14 protein-coding genes are annotated in these 18612 nt (G+C 67.6%); 11 read left to right on the top strand and 3 right to left on the bottom strand.

Going from position 1 to position 18612, the window contains the following annotated elements; all coding sequences use genetic code 11:
• Window positions 1-50: 50 nt before the first annotated feature.
• From HUW53_RS12920 to HUW53_RS12910, 3 genes are all read right to left on the bottom strand, one after another.
• Complete coding sequence (locus tag HUW53_RS12920; RefSeq protein ID WP_237346179.1) at window positions 51-764, bottom strand: TetR/AcrR family transcriptional regulator; 714 nt, start codon at window positions 762-764, stop codon at window positions 51-53.
• A 206-nt stretch (window positions 765-970) separates the two neighbouring features.
• Window positions 971-2452: a porin gene (locus HUW53_RS12915; protein ID WP_237346178.1), complete on the bottom strand. Its 1482-nt coding sequence runs from the start codon at window positions 2450-2452 to the stop codon at window positions 971-973.
• 179 nt (window positions 2453-2631) lie between these two features.
• Window positions 2632-3492 carry an alpha/beta fold hydrolase gene (locus HUW53_RS12910; RefSeq protein ID WP_237346177.1) on the bottom strand — a complete coding sequence of 287 codons (861 nt, stop codon included), beginning with the start codon at window positions 3490-3492 and terminating at the stop codon, window positions 2632-2634.
• Window positions 3493-3859: 367 nt separating this feature from the next.
• Here HUW53_RS12910 and HUW53_RS12905 point away from each other — a divergent pair, with 367 nt between their 5' ends.
• The 11 genes from HUW53_RS12905 to HUW53_RS12855 all read left to right on the top strand — a co-directional run bounded on the left by HUW53_RS12905 (window position 3860) and on the right by HUW53_RS12855 (window position 18611).
• Window positions 3860-4747, top strand: coding sequence for a fumarylacetoacetate hydrolase family protein (locus HUW53_RS12905; RefSeq protein ID WP_237346176.1), 888 nt, complete (start codon window positions 3860-3862; stop codon window positions 4745-4747).
• Window positions 4748-4757: 10 nt separating this feature from the next.
• Window positions 4758-5738, top strand: coding sequence for a cupin domain-containing protein (locus HUW53_RS12900; protein WP_237346175.1), 981 nt, complete (start codon window positions 4758-4760; stop codon window positions 5736-5738).
• A 126-nt stretch (window positions 5739-5864) separates the two neighbouring features.
• Window positions 5865-7067 (top strand): FAD-dependent monooxygenase, encoded by a 1203-nt coding sequence (locus tag HUW53_RS12895; RefSeq protein WP_237346174.1) that lies wholly within the window; start codon window positions 5865-5867, stop codon window positions 7065-7067.
• Window positions 7068-7220: 153 nt separating this feature from the next.
• The gene (locus tag HUW53_RS12890) at window positions 7221-8369 is read left to right on the top strand and encodes an acyl-CoA dehydrogenase family protein (protein ID WP_237346173.1); all 1149 of its coding nucleotides are present in this window, start codon (window positions 7221-7223) and stop codon (window positions 8367-8369) included.
• 102 nt (window positions 8370-8471) lie between these two features.
• Complete coding sequence (locus HUW53_RS12885) at window positions 8472-9899, top strand: aldehyde dehydrogenase family protein (RefSeq protein ID WP_237346172.1); 1428 nt, start codon at window positions 8472-8474, stop codon at window positions 9897-9899.
• A gap of 162 nt (window positions 9900-10061) precedes the next feature.
• Window positions 10062-11507: a spinster family MFS transporter gene (locus HUW53_RS12880; RefSeq protein WP_237346171.1), complete on the top strand. Its 1446-nt coding sequence runs from the start codon at window positions 10062-10064 to the stop codon at window positions 11505-11507.
• A 389-nt stretch (window positions 11508-11896) separates the two neighbouring features.
• On the top strand, window positions 11897-12751 hold the full coding sequence (locus HUW53_RS12875; RefSeq protein ID WP_237346170.1) for a p-hydroxycinnamoyl CoA hydratase/lyase: 855 nt from the start codon (window positions 11897-11899) through the stop codon (window positions 12749-12751).
• 5 nt (window positions 12752-12756) lie between these two features.
• The gene (locus HUW53_RS12870) at window positions 12757-14943 is read left to right on the top strand and encodes an acetate--CoA ligase family protein (RefSeq protein WP_237346169.1); all 2187 of its coding nucleotides are present in this window, start codon (window positions 12757-12759) and stop codon (window positions 14941-14943) included.
• Entirely contained in the window at window positions 14940-16145 is a 1206-nt protein-coding gene (locus HUW53_RS12865) for an acyl-CoA dehydrogenase family protein (RefSeq protein WP_237346168.1), read from the top strand. The genes HUW53_RS12870 and HUW53_RS12865 overlap by 4 nt, the downstream gene beginning before the upstream one ends.
• Before the next feature lie 9 nt (window positions 16146-16154).
• Entirely contained in the window at window positions 16155-17291 is a 1137-nt protein-coding gene (locus tag HUW53_RS12860) for an acyl-CoA dehydrogenase family protein (RefSeq protein ID WP_237346167.1), read from the top strand.
• Window positions 17292-17399: 108 nt separating this feature from the next.
• Window positions 17400-18611, top strand: coding sequence for a multidrug effflux MFS transporter (locus tag HUW53_RS12855; RefSeq protein WP_237346166.1), 1212 nt, complete (start codon window positions 17400-17402; stop codon window positions 18609-18611).
• Window position 18612: the final 1 nt, after the last annotated feature.

Here is an 18612-nt window from a genome sequence, read left to right as displayed (position 1 = left end):
GCGCCATCCCGAGCGCGCCATCGCCCTCGACGGGAAAACCGGGACGCCGCTCAGCCGCGGGTGCGCGGCCCGGCCTGCCGGCGGCCCGATCTCGGCGCCGGACGCGCCTTCCCTTGGATTTCTCCTTGGATCTCCTCCGGCGGGCCGCCTTTCGCCGCCTCCGGGCGCGCGGTGATGCCGGAGATGAACAGATCGAGATAAGTTTCGGCGATCTGCCGGGTACTCGTGCCGGCATCCGGGCGACGCCATTTCGGCACCGAGTTGAAGGCGCCGAAGATCATGTTGGCGGCAAGGCGGGTGTCGCACGCCTTGAAGCTGCCGTCGTCGATCCCCTCCTGCAGCAGCCGGCGCACGGCGAAGCCCATGTTGCGCTGGAACTCCAAGATCTTCTCGCCGCTCTCCGTGCCCAGCGGCTGCCGCCCCACCAGGCACAGGCAGCGACCAAACTCGTTATTCTGCGCCTCGATGAGGGTCCTGAAGAAGCGCCGCAGGCGATCCGTCACCGAGACCGAGGTGTCCTTCATCTCTTCCAGCCGCTGCTCATAGCCCTCGAACGAGCGCAGCAGGCAGAGATAAAGTATTTCCTCCTTGCTCTGTATATAATGGTAGAGCGTCGCCTTATGAATGCTAACGGCATCGGCGACATCGTCGAGAGACGTGGCTTCATAGCCCTTCTCACAGAACAGCCGGGCGGCCTCCTTGAGGATGATTTCAAACTTGTTGGCCTTTGAAGTCTTGCGCCGCTTGGTGGTCGTCACCGCCATGTTGTCACGCCCTGCGCTCACCATGGCCCGGCGGGCGAAAGCCCCGGCCGCATGAGATCCCCTGGAACACCTCGCGCATCATACAGGCGCCAGCCGCGAACGAGAAGTGAGGCCGGGCCACGGCATGTGGAGGAACACGCCGAAGGCACCGGCCCCGGCCGGACGGGGCACGACGCGACGCCCCGTCCGGCACCGGCCTTCGCTTGTCAGAAGTTGCGTTGCACCCGCATGCCGCCCGACCACACATCCGTGGACCCGCCGGTGGTGGCATAGGTGGCGGCGCCGGTGGCGGTGGTGGCGGCGCGATTGGCGAGCGGCACCTCGCCATCCACCCGCGAATAGATCACCTCCACGCCGATATCGAGGTTGCGGGCCGGGGTCCACACCAGGTTGGCCACCGCCTGGGCCACGTTGACGTCGAATGCACCCACGGTATTTTCAGGCACGTTGACCGCCACATAGCCGAGATAGAGGCCGCTCCTCAGGGTCGGCATCCAATAATGCTTGTATTGCGCCGAAATCGCCCAACCGGTTTCGGTGCTGTAGCTCAAGGTGTCGTTGTTCCAGACCGCATCGGCGATGGGGTAATACGCGCCGCTGGACGAGAGCAGGGTCGAGCCCACCTGGATCGCGCCGAGCCCGGAGGCGTGCACCTGCGGCGTGCCCGAGAGGCCGAGGTAGTTCAGCGCGCCATCGGCGTAGTTCGCCTGAAGATAGAGCCGGTCGCCGGGCGCCAGCATGGGCAGCTTGAATTCTGTAATGGCGCCCACCGCCCAACCCAGCATGTTGTCCGCGCTCCCGCCCACATAGGAGGTGAACGGCGCCGCCATGGGCGAGAGCGCGCCGACGCGGTGCAGGGCGCCGGACAGCATCAAAGTGCCCCATGTCTGGTCAAGTCGGACATTCCCAACGAGATCAGGCAGTTGCAGGCCAGCTTGATAATCTACATAAGACATGCCCGTGGCGGTGGGGATGAGCGCGCCCGCCTCGGTATAGGCGCTGCTGGCGGCGCCGGCCTGCACGCCCGTGCTCCGGTTCGCGGCATCTTCCAGGGAGAGCGAGGCCGAAATCCCGTTACCGAACTCCGCCGTATAGGCCAGAACCGTATTCCACATATTGTCGCCCGCATAGGGCGTGGCCATGATGTAGGTGATGCCGGTTCCCGCATTGAAGAACGAATTGGCATAACCGGCGGTGAAGCCCGCGAACTGGATGAATGCCCGCTCGAAATACAGGGATGCGCCTGCCGAAACCCCAGGCTGGGCCTGGGAATCCCACTGCTCACCAAAGCGGAACAGCGTGCGCACCATGCCGTAATCGGTCTGTGTGCGCGTCTCCACCGCCAAGAGGCCGCGGGTCCGGGTGTCATAGTCGGAGGAATCCGCCGTCACCAGCGGAAAGCCGGCAACCCCGGCCCCCGGCGCATTGAACGCCTTGCCCGAGACGTTGGAAATCGGCGGATTGAAGGTGCCTACGGCGTTCACGTACGTATCGGACCGCAGATAGCCCCCGAGCTTCAAGCATGTGTCCGTGCCAGGGATGTAGAAATAGCCTTCGCCAAAAGCCGAGCAGACCTTCACATATTGCTCGGCCTTCTCAGCCTTCACCAGGTCCGCGGCGATCGCCGGACCCAGCCCGTGCACCAAGGCGACGCCCGCAAGCACAAAACCGGTATAGATCTTCGTCATTCCTCCCCCCACCTCTTTGGTGTTGTTTTGACTGTGCGGCTCCCGTCGAGGGGTGCCGCCTTCCAAACTCCTCTGTCGTCCCGAGGCTTCGACCGGACCGTGGTCCGGGTTGAATTCTCGAGACAGGCTCTCCTCCTTTCGCGGATGAAGCTGCCCGCCGCGCGACCGCGGCGGCGGGCCTATCGCAGCGCCGTCCGGGCCAGGGCGACGAAATCCGAAAGCCGGTCGTGATGAACCCAGTGGCCCGCCCCCGCGAGGGTGGCGGTGCGGCAATCCTGAAAATGCCGGTCGAGCCCCAAGGCGCCCGCGTCCCCCTTGTCGCTCTCGGCACCGTGCACCAGCAGCACCGGGCAGCGGATGCGCCCCCACAATCCTGCGATGGCGGCCCGGTCATATCGGCCCGGCGCCCGGGCTTGGACCAACGGGTCGTGTTTCCAGCTCACCGTTCCATCGTCATGGTGATGCACTCCATGCCAGGTGAGGTGACGCGCCATCTCCGCGCTCAGACGCGGATGGCGTGCCGCGAACCGCGCGCACGCCGCCTCCAGCGAGGGCAGCCGGCGCGCCGGGCGTGCGCTCAGCGCATCGAGCTGATCGAGCCAGTCGGCGGCCCCGCCCGCGCCCTCCGGGCGCGGACGCTCCAATTCCCAGGTGCCCTCGATGGCCACCAGCCGGCGCACCCGCTCCGGGAACAGGCCGGCGTAGTTCAGGCAGACGGCGCCGCCCATGGAATGGGCGATGATGGCCACGCTGTCGAAACCGGAGGCGCGGATGAAACGGTGAATATCATAGAGAAAATCATCGAGCGCATAGGTTCCCCCGTTGGCCCAGTCGGATTCGCCATGGCCGCGCAGGTCGAGCGCAAACAGGTGATGATCGCGCGCAAGCGCGCGGGCCACGAAATCCCAGCTCCGGCAATGGTCACGAAAACCGTGCACCAGAAGCACCGGCGGCGCGCCGCGCCGGCCCCACTCCACATAATGGAGATCGAGCCGTTGCGAGCGATATGACCCGGTCTTGGGAGACGTCGCGTCCAGCATTCCTTCCATCCATCAAGGGAGGGCGCGGTGAGGATCCTCATAGCCGGCCACGACATAAAAGCCAACCAACTATTTGGTTATTTGAGAGCCGCACCATGCCCCGCGTTGTGCCGGATGTCCCATCTCAAACCGCGATGGCTCCCATCGCCGAAGATGACTTGTGACGGCGGGGCCGCTTGCTAGCCTTTGGTCCACGAGTTCATCGGGTGACGTGGCATGGTGGGGGCGGTCCCCCGCATGGCCCACGGTGCCGGGCGCTCTTCCCACATTCCGATGCGGTCACGCCGCCTTCCAGCCGACGCGACGCGCCGAGCGGCCCCTGGCTTGGCAGCCCCGGCGAGACCGGCATCGCAGGAAAGGTCGATCCATGAAATTGGTGCGTTTCGAGGGCTGGCGCGTGGGCGTGACCGACGGCCGGAAGATCGTCGATCTCAGCGCCCTGTGCGGAGCCTCAGCCGACGAATGGCCCCCGGTGGCCATCAACCGGCTGATCCGCGACTTCGAAGCCCTGCGCCCCCGCATCGCCGCGCTCATCGCCAGCGCGCCCGGCATTCCATTCGAGGGCACCCGGCTCGAGACGCCCGTTCCCTGGCCCAACAAGCTCATCGCCTATCCGGTCAACTATCACGACCACGCCACCGAGATGGCCTCCAAGGGGCTCGCCAACATCCAGGGTTTTTTCCTGAAGGCGAACTCCTCCTTGAGCGGACCGCACGACCCCATCGAGCTGCCGGCGCTGCCCGGCCGGCAGATCCACCACGAGTGCGAGATCGGCCTCGTGATCGGCAAGCAGGGCCGGGAAATTCCGCCGGAAAAGGCGCTGGAGCATGTGTTCGGCTATTGCTGCCTGCTCGACATCACCGTGCGCGGCAAGGAAGAGCGGGTGATGCGCAAGTCCTACGAGACCTTCACCCCCATCGGCCCCTGGATCGTCACCGCCGACGAACTGCCGGACCCCGGCAACGTGGACATGCGCCTGTGGGTGAATGACGAGCTGCGGCAGCAGGCGAACACGCGGGATCTCATCGTCGATATTCCGCAGATGATCGCCATCGCCTCCTCGGCGACAACCCTCTACCCCGGCGACATCTTCGCCACCGGCACCCCGGCCGGGGTGGGCCCCATCGTCGATGGCGACGTGGTGACCATCGACATCGCCGGTGTCGGCCGCATGAGCGTGCCGGTGGTGCAGGGCGCGCGCGGGCACAACATCGTGTTCGCCAAGCCCTACGACTTCCAGAAAATGCCGGTGTGAGGAGCCGCCTATGACCAGCAGGGCCATCGCCGATATTCGCGGCGCCGAGAACCTCGACGATCTCTATCGCGTCTTCAACGAAAACCACCTCACCGCCGGTTGGCACAAGAAGCGCTCGTCCCTGTGGCCCGAGCCGCGCACCAGCTTCCAACCCCTGAACTGGCGCTATGCCGAGGCGGCCGAGGCCATGGACCGCGCCGGCGCGTGGATGAGCACCGAGGATGCGGAGCGGCGTAACCTGCTCATGTTCAACCCGGTGGACGACAATGATTACGACACGGTGCGCACCCTGGTGTGCGCCTACCAGATGATCAAGCCGGGCGAATATGCCCGCACCCACCGCCACACCGCCAATGCCATGCGCCTGATCCTCGATGCCGAGGACGGGGTGTTCACCGTCGTGAACGGCATCAAGCTGCCCATGCGCGCGGGCGACGTCCTGCTCACCCCCAACTGGCATTGGCACAGCCACTACAACGAAGGCGCGGCCAACGCCTATTGGATCGATGTCCTGGACGTGCCGCTGGTGCACCGGCTCGAACCCATGTTCTGCGAGAACCTGCCTGGGGGCCACCAGGAGGTGACCTCCGTGCCCGACCCCGAGGCCTGCCCGTTCGTGTTCGGCCTGGAGCGGATGAGGGCGGAGCTGGAGCAGGCGCCGGCCCGCGCCGACGGCACGCGCCGCCACCGGCTGGACATCGATGCCCATATCCCCACCGTCGCCGTCACCTACATCGACATGCCCGCCGGCGGCCGGATGGCGGAGCCGCGGACCACGGCCTCGCGCATCCTCGCCGTGCTCTCCGGCGCCGGCGCCGCACAGGTGGGCGAGCGCCGCTTCGAGTGGACGCGCGGTGATGTCTTCTGCGTGCCCTCCTGGCACGCCTTTGAAGTGCAATCCGCCTCCCCCGCGCTGCTGCTGGAAGTGAGCGACGAGCCCACCTTGAGCAAGCTCGGCTTCTTCATCCGCGACCCTGCACAACCAAAGTAAGACATTGATTTGACATGCCTTCACCATGCGCGCAGGGCGCGACTGCGCGGGAAGGTGCTTGACCACGGCTTGCCCGGCGCCAGTCCCGGCGCCGCAACCAGACCATCTTCAGGAAGAGAGACGACCATGGGAGCGAAGACGGCCCACATTCTCATCGCCGGCGGTGGCATCGGCGGCATGGCGGCGGCGCTGTCGCTGCTGCAACGCGGCTTCGACGTGGACATCTACGAGCAGGCCGATGCCTTCCGCGAGGTCGGCGCCGGCGTGCAGATCAGCCCCAATGGCAACCGCGCGCTGAACACCCTCGGCGTGTTCGAGGCCCTCAAGACCCTGTCCTGCAATGCGGACGGCAAGGAAATCCGGCTCTGGAACACCGGCCAGACCTGGAAGCTGTTCGATCTCGGCCACGAGGCGGTGGAGCGCTACGGCTTTCCCTATCTCACCGTGTTCCGGCCCGATCTGCTTCAGGTGCTGGTGGACGCGGTGACGGCCTTGAAGCCCGATGCGCTGCATCTGGGGGCGCGGGTGGCGGGCTGCGCGCAGAGCGATAACACCGTCACCCTCACTCTGGAGAACGGCACCCGCGTGAGCGGCGATGCGCTGATCGGCGCCGATGGCGTGCACTCGCGCATCCGCCACGCCCTGTGGGGCGAGAGCAAGGCGCAATTCTCCGGCATGATGGCCTGGCGCGGCGTCATCCCCATGGAGCGCCTGCCACAGCACATGACGCGTCCGGTGGCCACCAATTGGGTCGGCCCCGGCGCCCATGTGGTGTGCTACCCGCTGCGCGGCGGCCAGCTGATGAACTTCGTCGCCACCGTGGAGCGCAGCGACTGGCACACCGAATCCTGGAACGCGGAAGGCACGCTCGCGGAGTGCAAGGCTGATTTCGCCGGCTGGCATTCGGACATTCAGGCCATGATCGAGAATGCGCCCTCGCTGTTCAAATGGGCGCTCATGGGCCGCCCGCCGATGAGCGCCTGGACGCGCGGACGCGCCACCCTGCTGGGCGATGCCTGCCATCCCACGCTGCCGTTCCTGGCCCAAGGCGCGGTGATGGCGCTGGAGGATGCGGTGGTGCTGGGCCGCAGCCTCGAGGCCCATCGCGACAACATTCCCGAAGCCCTGCTGCGCTACGAGGCGGCGCGCCTCGACGTGACCGCCCGCAAGGTGATGGGGGCGGCCGCGAATACGGAGCGCTTCCACAATCCCGCCCTCGCCACCGAGGCCGGGGCCCAGGCCTATGTCGACCAGGAATGGAGCCGCGCGGCGATCCTCAACCGGTACGAATGGCTGTTCACCTACGACGTGAACGCGGTCACCGTCTGACCCCGCGCCACGATGGGCGGAATCGGTCGCCCGCACCGTGAGAAAATTGCCAACCGTCTAGTTGGTAGATTATAGTTTGACGCGGTCAGCGCGACCCCCGCCGGATGGCGGCGGCTGAAGGTCCCGCGCGGCACCAGCTCAAAAGGAACAGGCATGTCGGCCCCTTACACCTCTCCCTGGATGAACGAAGAACTCGCATTGGTGCGCGAGACCGCGCGGCGCTTCTTCGAAACCGAGGTCGCGCCCTATGCGGACAAGTGGAAGAAGAACAAGATCATCGACCGCGAGGTGTGGCTGAAAGCGGGCGAACTCGGCCTGTTGTGCGCCAGCGTACCCACCGAATATGGTGGTGGTGGCGGCACCTTCGCCCATGAGGCGGTGATCATGGAAGAGCAGGTGCGCGTGGTGGATACGGCCTTCGGCTTCGTGCCCGGCAGCGTCGGCGGGCCGCACCTGCTGCTGCACAGCGCCACCCATGAACAGCGCCTGAAATGGATGCCCAAGCTGGCCACCGGCGCATATGTGGTGGCGGTGTGCGCCACCGAGCCCGGTGCCGGCAGCGACGTGAAGACCATCCGCACCACCGCCCGGCGCGATGGCGACAGCTATGTCATCAATGGCAGCAAGACCTTCGTCACCTTGGGCCGGCAGGCCGACATCGCGGTGATCGCCGCCCGCACCGGCGGCGAAGGTGCCAAGGGCCTGTCGCTGTTCCTGGCGCACACCTCCTGGCCGGGCTTCAATGTGGGCCGGAACCTGGAAAAGATCGGCCAGGGCAGCCTCGACAATTGCGAGGTCTTTCTGGAAGACCTGCGGGTGCCCGCGGAGAACCTGCTCGGTGGGGTAGAGGGCAATGCCTTCGGCAATCTGATGAAGGTGTTCACCCGCGAGCGCCTGGCCATCTCCCTCACCGCCGTGGCCTCGGCCGAACGGGCCATCGCGTTGGCGGTGGACTACACCAAGCAGCGCGAGATGTTCAACCAGACGCTGTTCGGGTTCCAGAACACCCGCTTCCGCCTGGCCGAATGCCTCACCGAGGCGCGCATTGCCCGCACGTTCGTGGACCAGCTCATCTTGAAGCTGGTCGGCGGCGAGGAGGTGGACCCGGCCACCAGCGCCATGGCCAAATGGTGGTGCAGTCAGAAGCAATGCGAGATCGTTGACGCCTGCCTGCAGTTTTTCGGCGGCTACGGCTACATGCTCGAATACCCCATCGCCCAGCTCTATGTGGATGCGCGGGTGCAGAAAATCTATGGCGGCTCCAACGAGACCTTGAAGGAGATCATCGCCCGCACACTCTGACGCCCCCCTTCCAAGCCGAACAACGACAAGCCGCCCACCGACCCGCCCCCGGACACACTCCACGGGCGAACGGCATGGGCCGCGGGACAGGAGAGGACACCCATGGGTTTCATCAACGGCGGCTTCGCCGAAACCGACGCGCCAAAAATGGCGGTCGTCAACCCCGCCACCGGCGGCACCATCGGCCATGTGCCCATGTGCTGGCCGCAGGACATGGCGCACGCCATCGACGCCGCCGAAGCGGCATTCGCATCCTGGGGTGAGACCCTGGCGGCCGAGCGCGAGCTGATCCTCATCCGCATGGCGGACGCGCTGGAGCGGCACCGCGAGGAGCTGGTGGACCTGCTCATCGACGAAGCCGGCTCCACCGTCGGCAAGGCCTGCTTCGAGGTGGAGTTCACCGCCTCCATGCTGCGCTCGGCGGCGGGCGAGGCCCGGCGCATCTTCGGCCACGTCATCCCCTCCGATGCGCCGGACTGCCTTTCCTTCACCCTCAGGCGGCCGCTGGGCGTCATCGGCGCCATCGCCCCGTTCAATTATCCGCTGCTGCTCGGCACCAAGAAAGTGTGCATGGCCATCGCCGCCGGCAACACGGTGGTGATGAAGCCGTCCGAGGAGACCTCGATGATCGCCTTGAAGGCGGCGGAGATCTTCCAGGAGGCCGGGTTGCCGCCGGGCGTGCTGAACGTCGTGCCGGGCGACGGCGCCATTCTCGGCGGGGTGCTGCTCGCCGACCCGCGGGTGAAGATGATCTCCTTCACCGGCTCCACCCGCGTCGGCCGCTTCCTGGCGGTGGAATGCGCGCGGGTGGGCAAGAAGATCACCCTGGAGATGGGCGGCAAGAGCCCGGTGATCGTGCTGGACGACGCCGACCTCGATTATGCCGTGGCGACGGCCGCCTTTGGCATCTTCATCCACCAGGGCCAGATCTGCATGGCCGGATCGCGCATCATCGTGGATGCGGCCGTCTACGATGCGTTTCTCGAGCGTTTCGTGGCCAAGGTCCGGCAGTTGAAGATGGGCGATCCGCGCCAGCCGGACACGGTGATCGGCCCGCTCATCCGCGCCTCCCAGTGCGATCTCATAGCCGGCGTGGTGGCCGGGGCGGTCAAGGACGGGGCGCGGCTCATGTGCGGCGGCGGGCATGAGGGCAACTTCTTCGAACCGACCGTGCTCGCCGACGTGACGGCGCAGATGTCCGCCTTCAGGGACGAGCTGTTCGGTCCGGTCGCGTCGGTCATCAAGGCCCGCGACGCCGACCACGCCCTCACCTTGGCGAATGACAGTTGCTACGGCCTGTCCTCCGCCGTGCTCACCCGCAGCCTCGACCGGGCACTCCACTTCGCCCGCCACCTGGAAGCGGGCGTGGTGCATGTCAACAGCTCCACTATCGAGGACAATCCCCATGCGCCGTTCGGCGGCGTCAAGGATTCCGGCATGGGCCGCGAGGGCGGTCAATGGTCCATGGAGGAGATGACCGAGACCAAGTGGGTCACCATCCAGCAGGGTCGGCGGGCCTTTCCGTTCTGAACCTGCGCCGCGTGGGGGCACCCACCCGAAAAAGCCGGGAGGAGGCCGCGGGCCCTTTTGGGGCTCCATCGCTGGCCCCCTCCTGGAACGCCAAGAATCGCCAAAAAAAGAAACGGGGAGGGCGCGGCTTGCCCCATCCCCAATCATTCGGGAGGAAACGGCATGAAAGAGGATACGGCGGCGCCACGCCCCGCATTCGAGAAAACATCCGCCCTTTACAAGGTCTGGCTCCTGGTTCTGCTGGTGCTCGTCTATGCCTGCAGCTTCCTCGACCGGATCGTGATCGCGGTGCTCGCCCGACCCATCAAGGCGGACCTGGGGCTGTCGGATTTCCAGGTGGGGCTCCTTGGCGGGCTCTCCTTCGCCCTCGTCTATACTGTCGCCGGCCTGCCCCTCGGCCGCCTCGCGGAGCGCACGCACCGGGTTCGGCTCATCGCCGTGTGCATCGTCATCTGGTCGGCATTCGCGGCCCTGTGCGGCATGGCGGCGAATTTCTGGCAGATGGTGTTGTTCCGGGCCGGGGTGGGCATCGGCGAAGCGGGCTGCACCCCCGCCGCGCATTCGCTGATCGGCGATCAGTTTCCGCCCCACCGCCGCGCCACGGCGCTCGCCGTCTACGCCCTCGGCGTCCCGATCGGCGTGCTCGCGGCGGCCTTCGGCGGCGGCTGGCTGGCGCAGACATTCGGTTGGCGCTACGCCTTCATCATCCTCGGCCTGCCCGGCATCTTCCTCGGCGTGCTGACCTTTCTCACCCTGCGGGAGCCTGCGCGGGGGCGCTATGACGGTGCCGCCGGCGCCGCCTCGGCGGAGGTTCCGCCCTTCAGCGAGGTACTGCGGCGCCTGTGGGCGAAACGCGCGGCGCGGCACATGATCATCGGCACCGCCATCGGCGCCTTCGGCCTGCAAGCCATCAACCAGTTCATTCCCATCTATCTCGGCCGCATCTTCGGCATGAGCCTGCTCCAGGCCGGCTTCACCTTCGGCATCACCGTTGGGGTCGGCGGCTTCATCGGCATCGCCCTTGGTGGCTATCTTTCCGATCTGCTCGCCCACCGCGACAAGCGCTGGTATTCGTGGGTGCCGGGGTTCGCCAGCGTGCTCGGTGCCCCGGTGGCCTATCTCGCCTTCGCCCAGAGCAGCGAAACCCTCGCCATCGCCGGCATCTTCCTGTTCCTGGTGCTGGTGATGTCGTGGAACGGGCCCACCTTCGCGGTGGTCCACGCCGCTGTCCATCCGCGCATGCGGGCCTCTTCGACGGCGGTGGTGCTGCTGGTGATGAGCCTCATTGGCCACGGCCTCGGCCCGGCCGCCATCGGCCTCGTCAGCGACACCCTGGCGGGCCACGCCTTCACCGGAACCGGCGCCTATCTTGCCGCCTGTGCCGGCCCGGCGGCCAGCAATCCGCAAGCGACCGCCTGCGCCGCCGCCGCGGCAACCGGCATCCGCCTCAGCATGATCTGCTTCACCGTGTTCCTGGTGTGGGCGGGCCTGCACTATCTGTGGGCGGCCCGTTCGCTGCGCGAGGACACCCGTGCCACCGATCTGCCGCAGACAAGGCCGGCGGAGCCACCCCTGCCCCTGGCGGCGATCAGCCCCGCCCGGCAGTGACCCCATCGGCCCCGGCTTTTGGCCGGGGCCGATGGGCAGGCTGTGGGTCCGCTCAAGCACCGTGCCGGCTTGACCAAAGGCCCATGAGACAAACCCATGGCCCCTTGCCCCCTTCCAACGCCGCGGATTCACCCCCGCGGCGTTTTGCGTTGCGCCCGGCGCCATGCTGGTCGGCGCATGCCCTGGCCCCATCGGCGGTAGCCTCGGGCCTGTCCGCCGCCGCTGACCCGTAGCCAAATGGCTACGGGATGGGTAGGCGGCTGACCGATTGCAGACGACTTGCGAAAACTCATAGCATTGCATCGTACAGCGGATTCACGCCGAATGAAGACTTTTTCGGCAGCGCAACATCCGCGGGAAACGCACAAAATACCAAGGGAATAATAAATATGACTGACGTCAATGGCTCCGGCGCGCCCGCTCCGGGTGGAAACACGGTGAAGGTCGAGTTCGAGGACGGGATCGCCTTCGTGTATTTCAACCGGCCGGAGAAACGCAACGCCATGAGCCCGGCGCTCAACGCGGAAATGCTGGAGGTGCTCGAGGCGCTGGAAGTGGACGAGCGCTGCAAGGTCCTGGTGCTGACCGGTAGCGGCGAGGCGTGGACCGCCGGCATGGACCTCAAGGAATACTTCCGCGAAGCCGAGGGCCAGCCGCTCAACGCCACCCTGCGCCAGCGGCAGACCGCGTTCTTCTGGCAGCGCAACAAGCTCAATTACTTCCTGAAACCCACCATCGCCATGGTCAACGGCTGGTGCTTCGGCGGCGGATTCGTGCCGCTCGTCTCGTGCGACCTCGCCTTCGCCGCGGAGGAGGCCACCTTCGGCCTCTCCGAAATCAATTGGGGCATCATTCCGGGCGGCAACGTCACCCGCTGCGTCGCGGCCAAGATGAGCCAGGCCGACGCGCTCTATTACATCATGACCGGCGAGCCCTTCAGCGGTCGCAAGGCGGCCGAGATGCGGCTCGTCAACGAGGCGGTGCCCGCCGAAAAGCTGCGCGCCCGCGTGGTGGAGGTCGCCAAGACGCTGATGGAGAAAAACCCGGTGGTGCTCAACGCCGCCAAGCTCGCCTACAAGTTCTCGCGCGAAATGTCGTGGGAGCAGGCGGAGGATTATCTGAGCGCCAAGGCCGCGCAAGCCACCTTGTTCGATCCCGAGCGCGGCATGAAGAAGGGCATCAGCCAGTTCCTGGATGAGAAGTCTTATCGCCCCGGCCTCGGCACCTATCGCCGGGAGGCCTGAGCGCCATGACATCGACCACTCCGCCCATGGCGGGCGGAGTGCCGGTCGCGCGCCTGCTGCGACCGCGCTCCATCGCCATTCTCGGCGCCTCCGCCGAACCCGCGACCATCGGCGCGCGCGCGGTCGCGGCGCTCGAACGCTTTGCATTCGACGGCGACCTCCACCTCATCAATCCCAAGCGTGACGAGATCAACGGCCGGCCCTGCCTGAGCCGCGTGGACGATCTGCCCCTCGGCGTCGATGTGGTGATGATGGCCATTCCCCAGGCCGGCACCCTGGAGGCCGTGCGCGCCTGCGCCCGCCGGCAGGTGGGGGCGGCGGTGGTGTTCACCTCCGGCTTTTCGGAGACCGGCGCGCAGGGCATCCGCGAGCAACAGGAGATGACCGACATCGCGCGCGCCAACGGCATCGCGCTGCTCGGTCCCAATTGCTATGGCCTCGTCAATTATGCCGACGGGATCCCGCTCACCTCCGGCCCGGTCCGACCGCGCCCGCCGGGCGCGGGGGAAGCCGCGCTCGCCATCATCTCCCAGAGCGGCGGCATGATGGGCTGCCTTCTGGAGGCGGCCGAGGCCAAGGGCATCGCCCTCACCACCGCCATCTCCACCGGCAACGAGGCGGTGGTGACGGTCGAGGACTTTCTCGCCGAGATCGTCGAGGATGCGCGCACCGCCGTCATCGCCGTGTTCGCCGAGCAATTGCGGCATCCGCAGCGTTTCCTCGCCCTCGCGGCGCGCGCACGGGTGCTCGGCAAGACCATCGTGCTGCTGCATTCCGGCCGCAGCGCTCGGGCCCAGGAGGCGGCCAAATCCCACACCGGGGCCATGGCCTCGGACTTCGCCGCCATGGAAACGCTGGTGGGGCACCAAGCGGTGGTGCTGGTGGACGACATCGAGCAGGTGATCGACACTGCCGAATTCCTGCTGGACTTTCCCCAGCGCCCCACCGGCGGGCTCGGCATCATCACCGATTCCGGCGCCTTCAAGGGGCTCGCGCTCGACTTCTGCGAGAGTCACGGGGTGGATGTGCCGGTGCTCCGGCCAGCCACCGTGGAGGCGCTGCGCGGCGCCATGCCGGCCTTCGCCGACCTCTCCAATCCGCTCGACCTCACCGCCCAGGTGATGCGCGACATGGAGGGCATGTATGGCGGTGCCATCCGCGCCCTGGCGGGCGACCCGGACATCGGCTGCATCCTGGTGACGCTGCTGATGGGCGCGCCGCAGGTGGTGCAGGCCAAGCTCACCGCCACCGCCGCTGCGGCGCGGACCGTCGACGTGCCGGTAGCGGTGCTGATGCTGGGCGGGGATTCCCCGCTGCCCGCGGAAGCCTATGAGATCGTCCGCCGGGCCCGCCTGCCGTTCTTCCGCTCGGCCACACGGGCCATCGGCGCCATGGCTCACCTGTTCCGCCACGGCCGCCGCCTGCGGCGCAACACCGGCGCCCCGGCCCCGGTGCCGGCAACGCCCAACACGCCCCCGCGCTTTGGCCTGCTCGCGGAATATGAAGGCAAGGCATGGCTGGCCGACGCCGGCATCCCCATTCCCAAGGGCCGGCTGGCCCGCACGCCGCGCGAGGCGGGCGAGATCGCCGCCGCCATCGGCTACCCGGTGGTGCTGAAGGCGCAGGCGGCGGAGCTGACCCACAAGAGCGACGTGGGCGGCGTCATCGTCGATGTGCGCGATCCGGGCGATCTTCAAGCCGCCTGGGCGCGCATGACCCGATCCGTCTCCGCCGCCCGGCCGGACCTCACCCTGGACGGCATCCTCGTCGAGAAAATGGGCGCGCGCGGCGTCGAGCTGGTGCTGGGCGCGCGGCGCGATCCGCAATGGGGGCCGCTGGTGATGCTCGGCCTCGGCGGGGTCTGGATCGAGGTGCTGAAGGACGTAGTGTTCCTGCCCGCCCTATGCAGCGCCGAGGAGGTGCGCACGGAACTCCAGCGGCTGAAGGGCGCGGCCCTGCTGAACGGTGCCCGCGGCGCCCCGCCCGCCGACATCGAGGCGGTGTCGCACGCGGTGGTGCGGCTCGGCCGGCTGCTGGCGGAAACGCCAAGCCTTGAGGAAATCGACATCAATCCCCTGGTCGCCTACCCGCCGGGCCAGGGCATTCTTGCCCTCGACGCGGTCGTCGTCTCTTCCCCTCCTCCCTCTTCCAAGGACGGGCCGGACTCTGCCGGGCCGGGAGCGCTGCTATGAAATTCGCGTTTTCCCCAGAGCTCGAAGCCTTCCGCCAGGACGTGCGGCGGTTCGTGGCCGACACTCTCTCCCCCGCCACCCGAGCCAAGGTGGACGAGGGCCGGCGGCTCGTGAAATCCGATTATGTGGACTGGTATCGCATTCTCCACGCCAAGGGCTGGATCACCCCCGGCTGGCCGGTGGAGCATGGCGGCACCGATTGGAGCCCGCTCGAACGCTACATTTTCGAGGAAGAGACGGCGCTCGGCGGCGCCCCGCCGGTCACCGGCGGCATCAACATGATCGGGCCGGTGCTCATCGCCTTCGGCACCCCGGAGCAGAAGGCCGCCTACCTGCCCGCCATGCGGCGCGGCGACCTGTGGTGGGCCCAGGGTTTCAGTGAGCCGGGCGCGGGCTCCGACCTTGCCTCGCTCGCCACCCGCGCGGTGCTGGACGGCGACCATTATGTGGTGAACGGCACCAAGATCTGGCAAACCCAGGCCGCCTATGCGGACATGATGTTCGCCCTGGTGCGCACCCGCTTCGAGGGCAAGCCGCAGGAGGGCATCACCCTGCTCCTCCTCGACATGAACAGCCCCGGGCTCAGCATCCAGCCCATCCGCACCATCGACGGCGGGCAGGAGCTCTACCAGTGCTTCTTCGACAATGTGCGGGTGCCGGTTGAGAACCGGGTCGGCGCTGACGGCAAGGGCTGGACCTATGCCAAGTACCTGCTGGGCTTCGAGCGCCACGGCATCGCCGGCATCGGCCACGCCAAGCGGCAGATGGCGCGCATCAAGCGCGTCGCCGCCGCCGAGCACGATCGCGGCACCCGGCTCATCGACCTGCCGCGCTGGCGCGATCGCATCGCGCTGCTGGAGATCGAGCTGATGGCCCTCGAATGCCTCAGCCTGCGGCTGATCCAGGAAAGCGAAGCGAAGGGCGCTGGTGCAGGACCCGGCGTCGAGGCCTCGATCCTCAAGATCCGCGGCACCGAGCTGCGGCAGGACATGTTCGAGCTGCTTACCGAGCTGACCGGCCCCTATGGGATCCCGTTCGACGAGGAGGTGATGCGCGACGGCTGGGGCAATGGAGCACCCGTGGGCCCGGCCCATGCCGCCACCATTGCCTCCAACTATCTCGATTCCCGCAAGATCTCGATCTACGGCGGGGCCAACGAGATCCAGCGCAACGTGCTGGCGAAAGCCATTCTGGGGGTGTGAGGGGCGGCCATGGATTTCATTTTGAACGAGGAACAGACCCTCCTGCGCGACATGGCGGCCCGCTTCGCGGCCGATGCCCGCGCCCGCCAGGAGAAGACTCCGGAAGCACCCGACCGGCGCTGGAGCCGCTTCGCCGAGCTGGGGCTGCTCGGCCTCACCCTCAGCGAGGCCCATGGCGGCCTGGGTGGCGGCGGGGTGGAGACCATGATCGTCGCCGAGGAGATGGGACGCCAGTTGCTCACGGACCCGTTCGTGCCGACCGTGGCGGTGGCCGGTCCCCTGATCGCGGCGCTGGGCGAGGCGACGCAACAGGCGCAGCTTTTGCCCGCTCTCGCCGCCGGCGACCTGGTGGTGGTGCCCGCCTTCCTGGAGCCTGAGGCCCGCTACGACCTCGCCCAGGTGGCGACCACCGCCCGCGCCGAGGGCGAGCGGGTGGTGATCTCAGGCCGCAAGGCTGTGGTTCTCAACGCGCCAGAGGCCGACCTGCTGCTGGTGAGCGCCCGCGCGTCGGGCGCTCACGGCGATCCGGAGGGCCTTTGCCTTTATCTCGTGCCCACCCGGACGCCCGGCGTCGTCCTGCGGGCGATCACCACCCTCGACGGGCGACCGGCGGCGGAGCTAACCCTGAACGCGGTGACGGTCGAGGCCACCGCCCGCCTCGGACCCGCCGGCGCGGCGCTGCCGGCGATGGAACAGGCGGTGGACCGCGGGGTCGCCGCGCTCACCGGCGAAGCGGTCGGCGCCATGGCGGCGCTGTTCGACCTGACGGCGGAATATCTGCGCACCCGCAAGCAGTTCGGCGCGCCCATCGGCAAGTTCCAGGCGCTCCAGCACAAGCTGGTGGACATGAAGGTGGCGCTGGAGCTCGCCCGCTCTGTCGCCGCCGCGGCGGCCATGGCCGTGGATGTCGCCGATGCGGAGGTGCGGCGCCGCTTCATCGCCGCGGCGAAGGTGCAGGTCGCCCGCAGCGGTCGCTTCATCGGCCAGGCGGCGATCCAGCTTCACGGCGCCATGGGCATGACCGACGAATATGGCGCGGGGCGCTATCTGAAGCGGCTGGTGGTGATCGGCGCGCTTCACGGCGATCTTGCCCATCACCTGGAACGCTTCGCGGCCAGCACGGAACCCGCCGGCCCACGGCACTGAAGGGACGGGCGGAGCAGCGCTCCGCCCGCGCACCAACCCGAGGCTGGCATCGCGGGCCCGCGGCCCGCCGGCTCCGGCCACACTCGCGGGCTTCAAGGGGAACGCAGCGTGGGCACCATCAGGCCGCCAAGCCTCTTCCTTCTCGCCGGCATGGCCGCCCTGGGGCCGCTTGCCCTCAATTTCTATGTGCCCGCCTTGCCGGCGGTGGCGGCGCAGTTCGCCGTCACCCCGTCGGCCGCGCAATGGACGCTGACCCTTTATTTCATCGGCATCAGCTTCGGCCAGATCATCCACGGCCCCCTGTCCGACGCCATCGGCCGGCGTCCCGTGGTGCTGGGTGGCCTCGCCCTCTACGCGCTCGCCTCGTTCGCCTGCTATTTCGCCGCCACCCTCGATCTGCTGCTGGTCGCCCGCTTCATCCAGGCGCTGGGCGGCTGTGTGGGCATGGTGATGTCGCGCGCCGTGCTGCAGGACGTGTTCCAGCGCGAGCGCTTCGCTTCCGCCCTCTCCACGGTGGTGATGGTGTCGGCGGTGGCGCCCATGTTCGCGCCGGCGGTGGGCGGCTTCATCACCGAATGGCTGGGCTGGCGCATCGTGTTCCTGCTGCTCGGGGGCGGCGCGCTGGTGCTGTTCGGCGCCTGCCTTCAGGCCCTGCCCGAAACCCACCTGAACCGCAACCCGCTCACCTTGATCTCCCTGGTGAGCGCCTACCCGGTCGCCATGCGCCACCGTGGCTTCATGCTGAACGCGGTGGCCGCCGCACTGTTTCCCGCCACCAATTTCACGATCATGGCGGCCGGTCCCTTCCTGGTGGTGGACGTGCTGAAGGGCACTCCGAGCACCTACGGCGCCATGGCCATGACCGCGCCGCTCGGCTTCATTCTGGGCAATGCGGTGGCGCGGCGCCTGCTGCTGCGGGTGGACCACCGGCGCTTGATGCTGGTCGCCGCCGGCGTCAGCCTTGCCGGCCTTTCGCTTCAGCTCGCGCTCGTCGCCCTGGTGCCGCTCACCCTCGTCGGGCTGTTCCTGCCTTTGCTGGTCGTCGCGTTCGGTCATGGGCTGGGCCTTGCCTGCGCCACCGGGCTCGCCATGGCGCAGCTTCCCGACCTGCGGGGCACGGCCTCGGCTTCCATCGGCTTCCTGCAGATGGGCATCGGCGCCCTGGCCTCCACCGCCGGCAGCATGGTGGTGCAGCACGGCGCCGTCGCCACCGTGCTGGCCATGCTCGCCATCCAGGGTTTCGACTTTGTCCTGCTCATCCTCGGCCGCCATCTCGACCACGGAGCGCGCGGCGAAATACATTCAAAAGATAATGAATAAC

Origin of the sequence: Xanthobacter agilis (assembly GCF_021730435.1) — a bacterium.
Lineage (GTDB): Bacteria > Pseudomonadota > Alphaproteobacteria > Rhizobiales > Xanthobacteraceae > Xanthobacter > Xanthobacter agilis.
The sequence above is the reverse complement of the archived record's forward strand: the minus strand, read 5'-3'. Positions and strand labels throughout refer to the sequence as shown.

What these genes read in the sequence shown, in the direction of transcription:
- HUW53_RS12920 (WP_237346179.1), bottom strand. Translation starts at nt 764, where the DNA reads ATGGCGGTGACGACCACCAAGCGGCGCAAGACTTCAAAGGCCAACAAG.
- HUW53_RS12915 (WP_237346178.1), bottom strand. Translation starts at nt 2,452, where the DNA reads ATGACGAAGATCTATACCGGTTTTGTGCTTGCGGGCGTCGCCTTGGTG.
- HUW53_RS12910 (WP_237346177.1), bottom strand. Translation starts at nt 3,492, where the DNA reads ATGCTGGACGCGACGTCTCCCAAGACCGGGTCATATCGCTCGCAACGG.
- HUW53_RS12905 (WP_237346176.1), top strand. Translation starts at nt 3,860, where the DNA reads ATGAAATTGGTGCGTTTCGAGGGCTGGCGCGTGGGCGTGACCGACGGC.
- HUW53_RS12900 (WP_237346175.1), top strand. Translation starts at nt 4,758, where the DNA reads ATGACCAGCAGGGCCATCGCCGATATTCGCGGCGCCGAGAACCTCGAC.
- HUW53_RS12895 (WP_237346174.1), top strand. Translation starts at nt 5,865, where the DNA reads ATGGGAGCGAAGACGGCCCACATTCTCATCGCCGGCGGTGGCATCGGC.
- HUW53_RS12890 (WP_237346173.1), top strand. Translation starts at nt 7,221, where the DNA reads ATGTCGGCCCCTTACACCTCTCCCTGGATGAACGAAGAACTCGCATTG.
- HUW53_RS12885 (WP_237346172.1), top strand. Translation starts at nt 8,472, where the DNA reads ATGGGTTTCATCAACGGCGGCTTCGCCGAAACCGACGCGCCAAAAATG.
- HUW53_RS12880 (WP_237346171.1), top strand. Translation starts at nt 10,062, where the DNA reads ATGAAAGAGGATACGGCGGCGCCACGCCCCGCATTCGAGAAAACATCC.
- HUW53_RS12875 (WP_237346170.1), top strand. Translation starts at nt 11,897, where the DNA reads ATGACTGACGTCAATGGCTCCGGCGCGCCCGCTCCGGGTGGAAACACG.
- HUW53_RS12870 (WP_237346169.1), top strand. Translation starts at nt 12,757, where the DNA reads ATGACATCGACCACTCCGCCCATGGCGGGCGGAGTGCCGGTCGCGCGC.
- HUW53_RS12865 (WP_237346168.1), top strand. Translation starts at nt 14,940, where the DNA reads ATGAAATTCGCGTTTTCCCCAGAGCTCGAAGCCTTCCGCCAGGACGTG.
- HUW53_RS12860 (WP_237346167.1), top strand. Translation starts at nt 16,155, where the DNA reads ATGGATTTCATTTTGAACGAGGAACAGACCCTCCTGCGCGACATGGCG.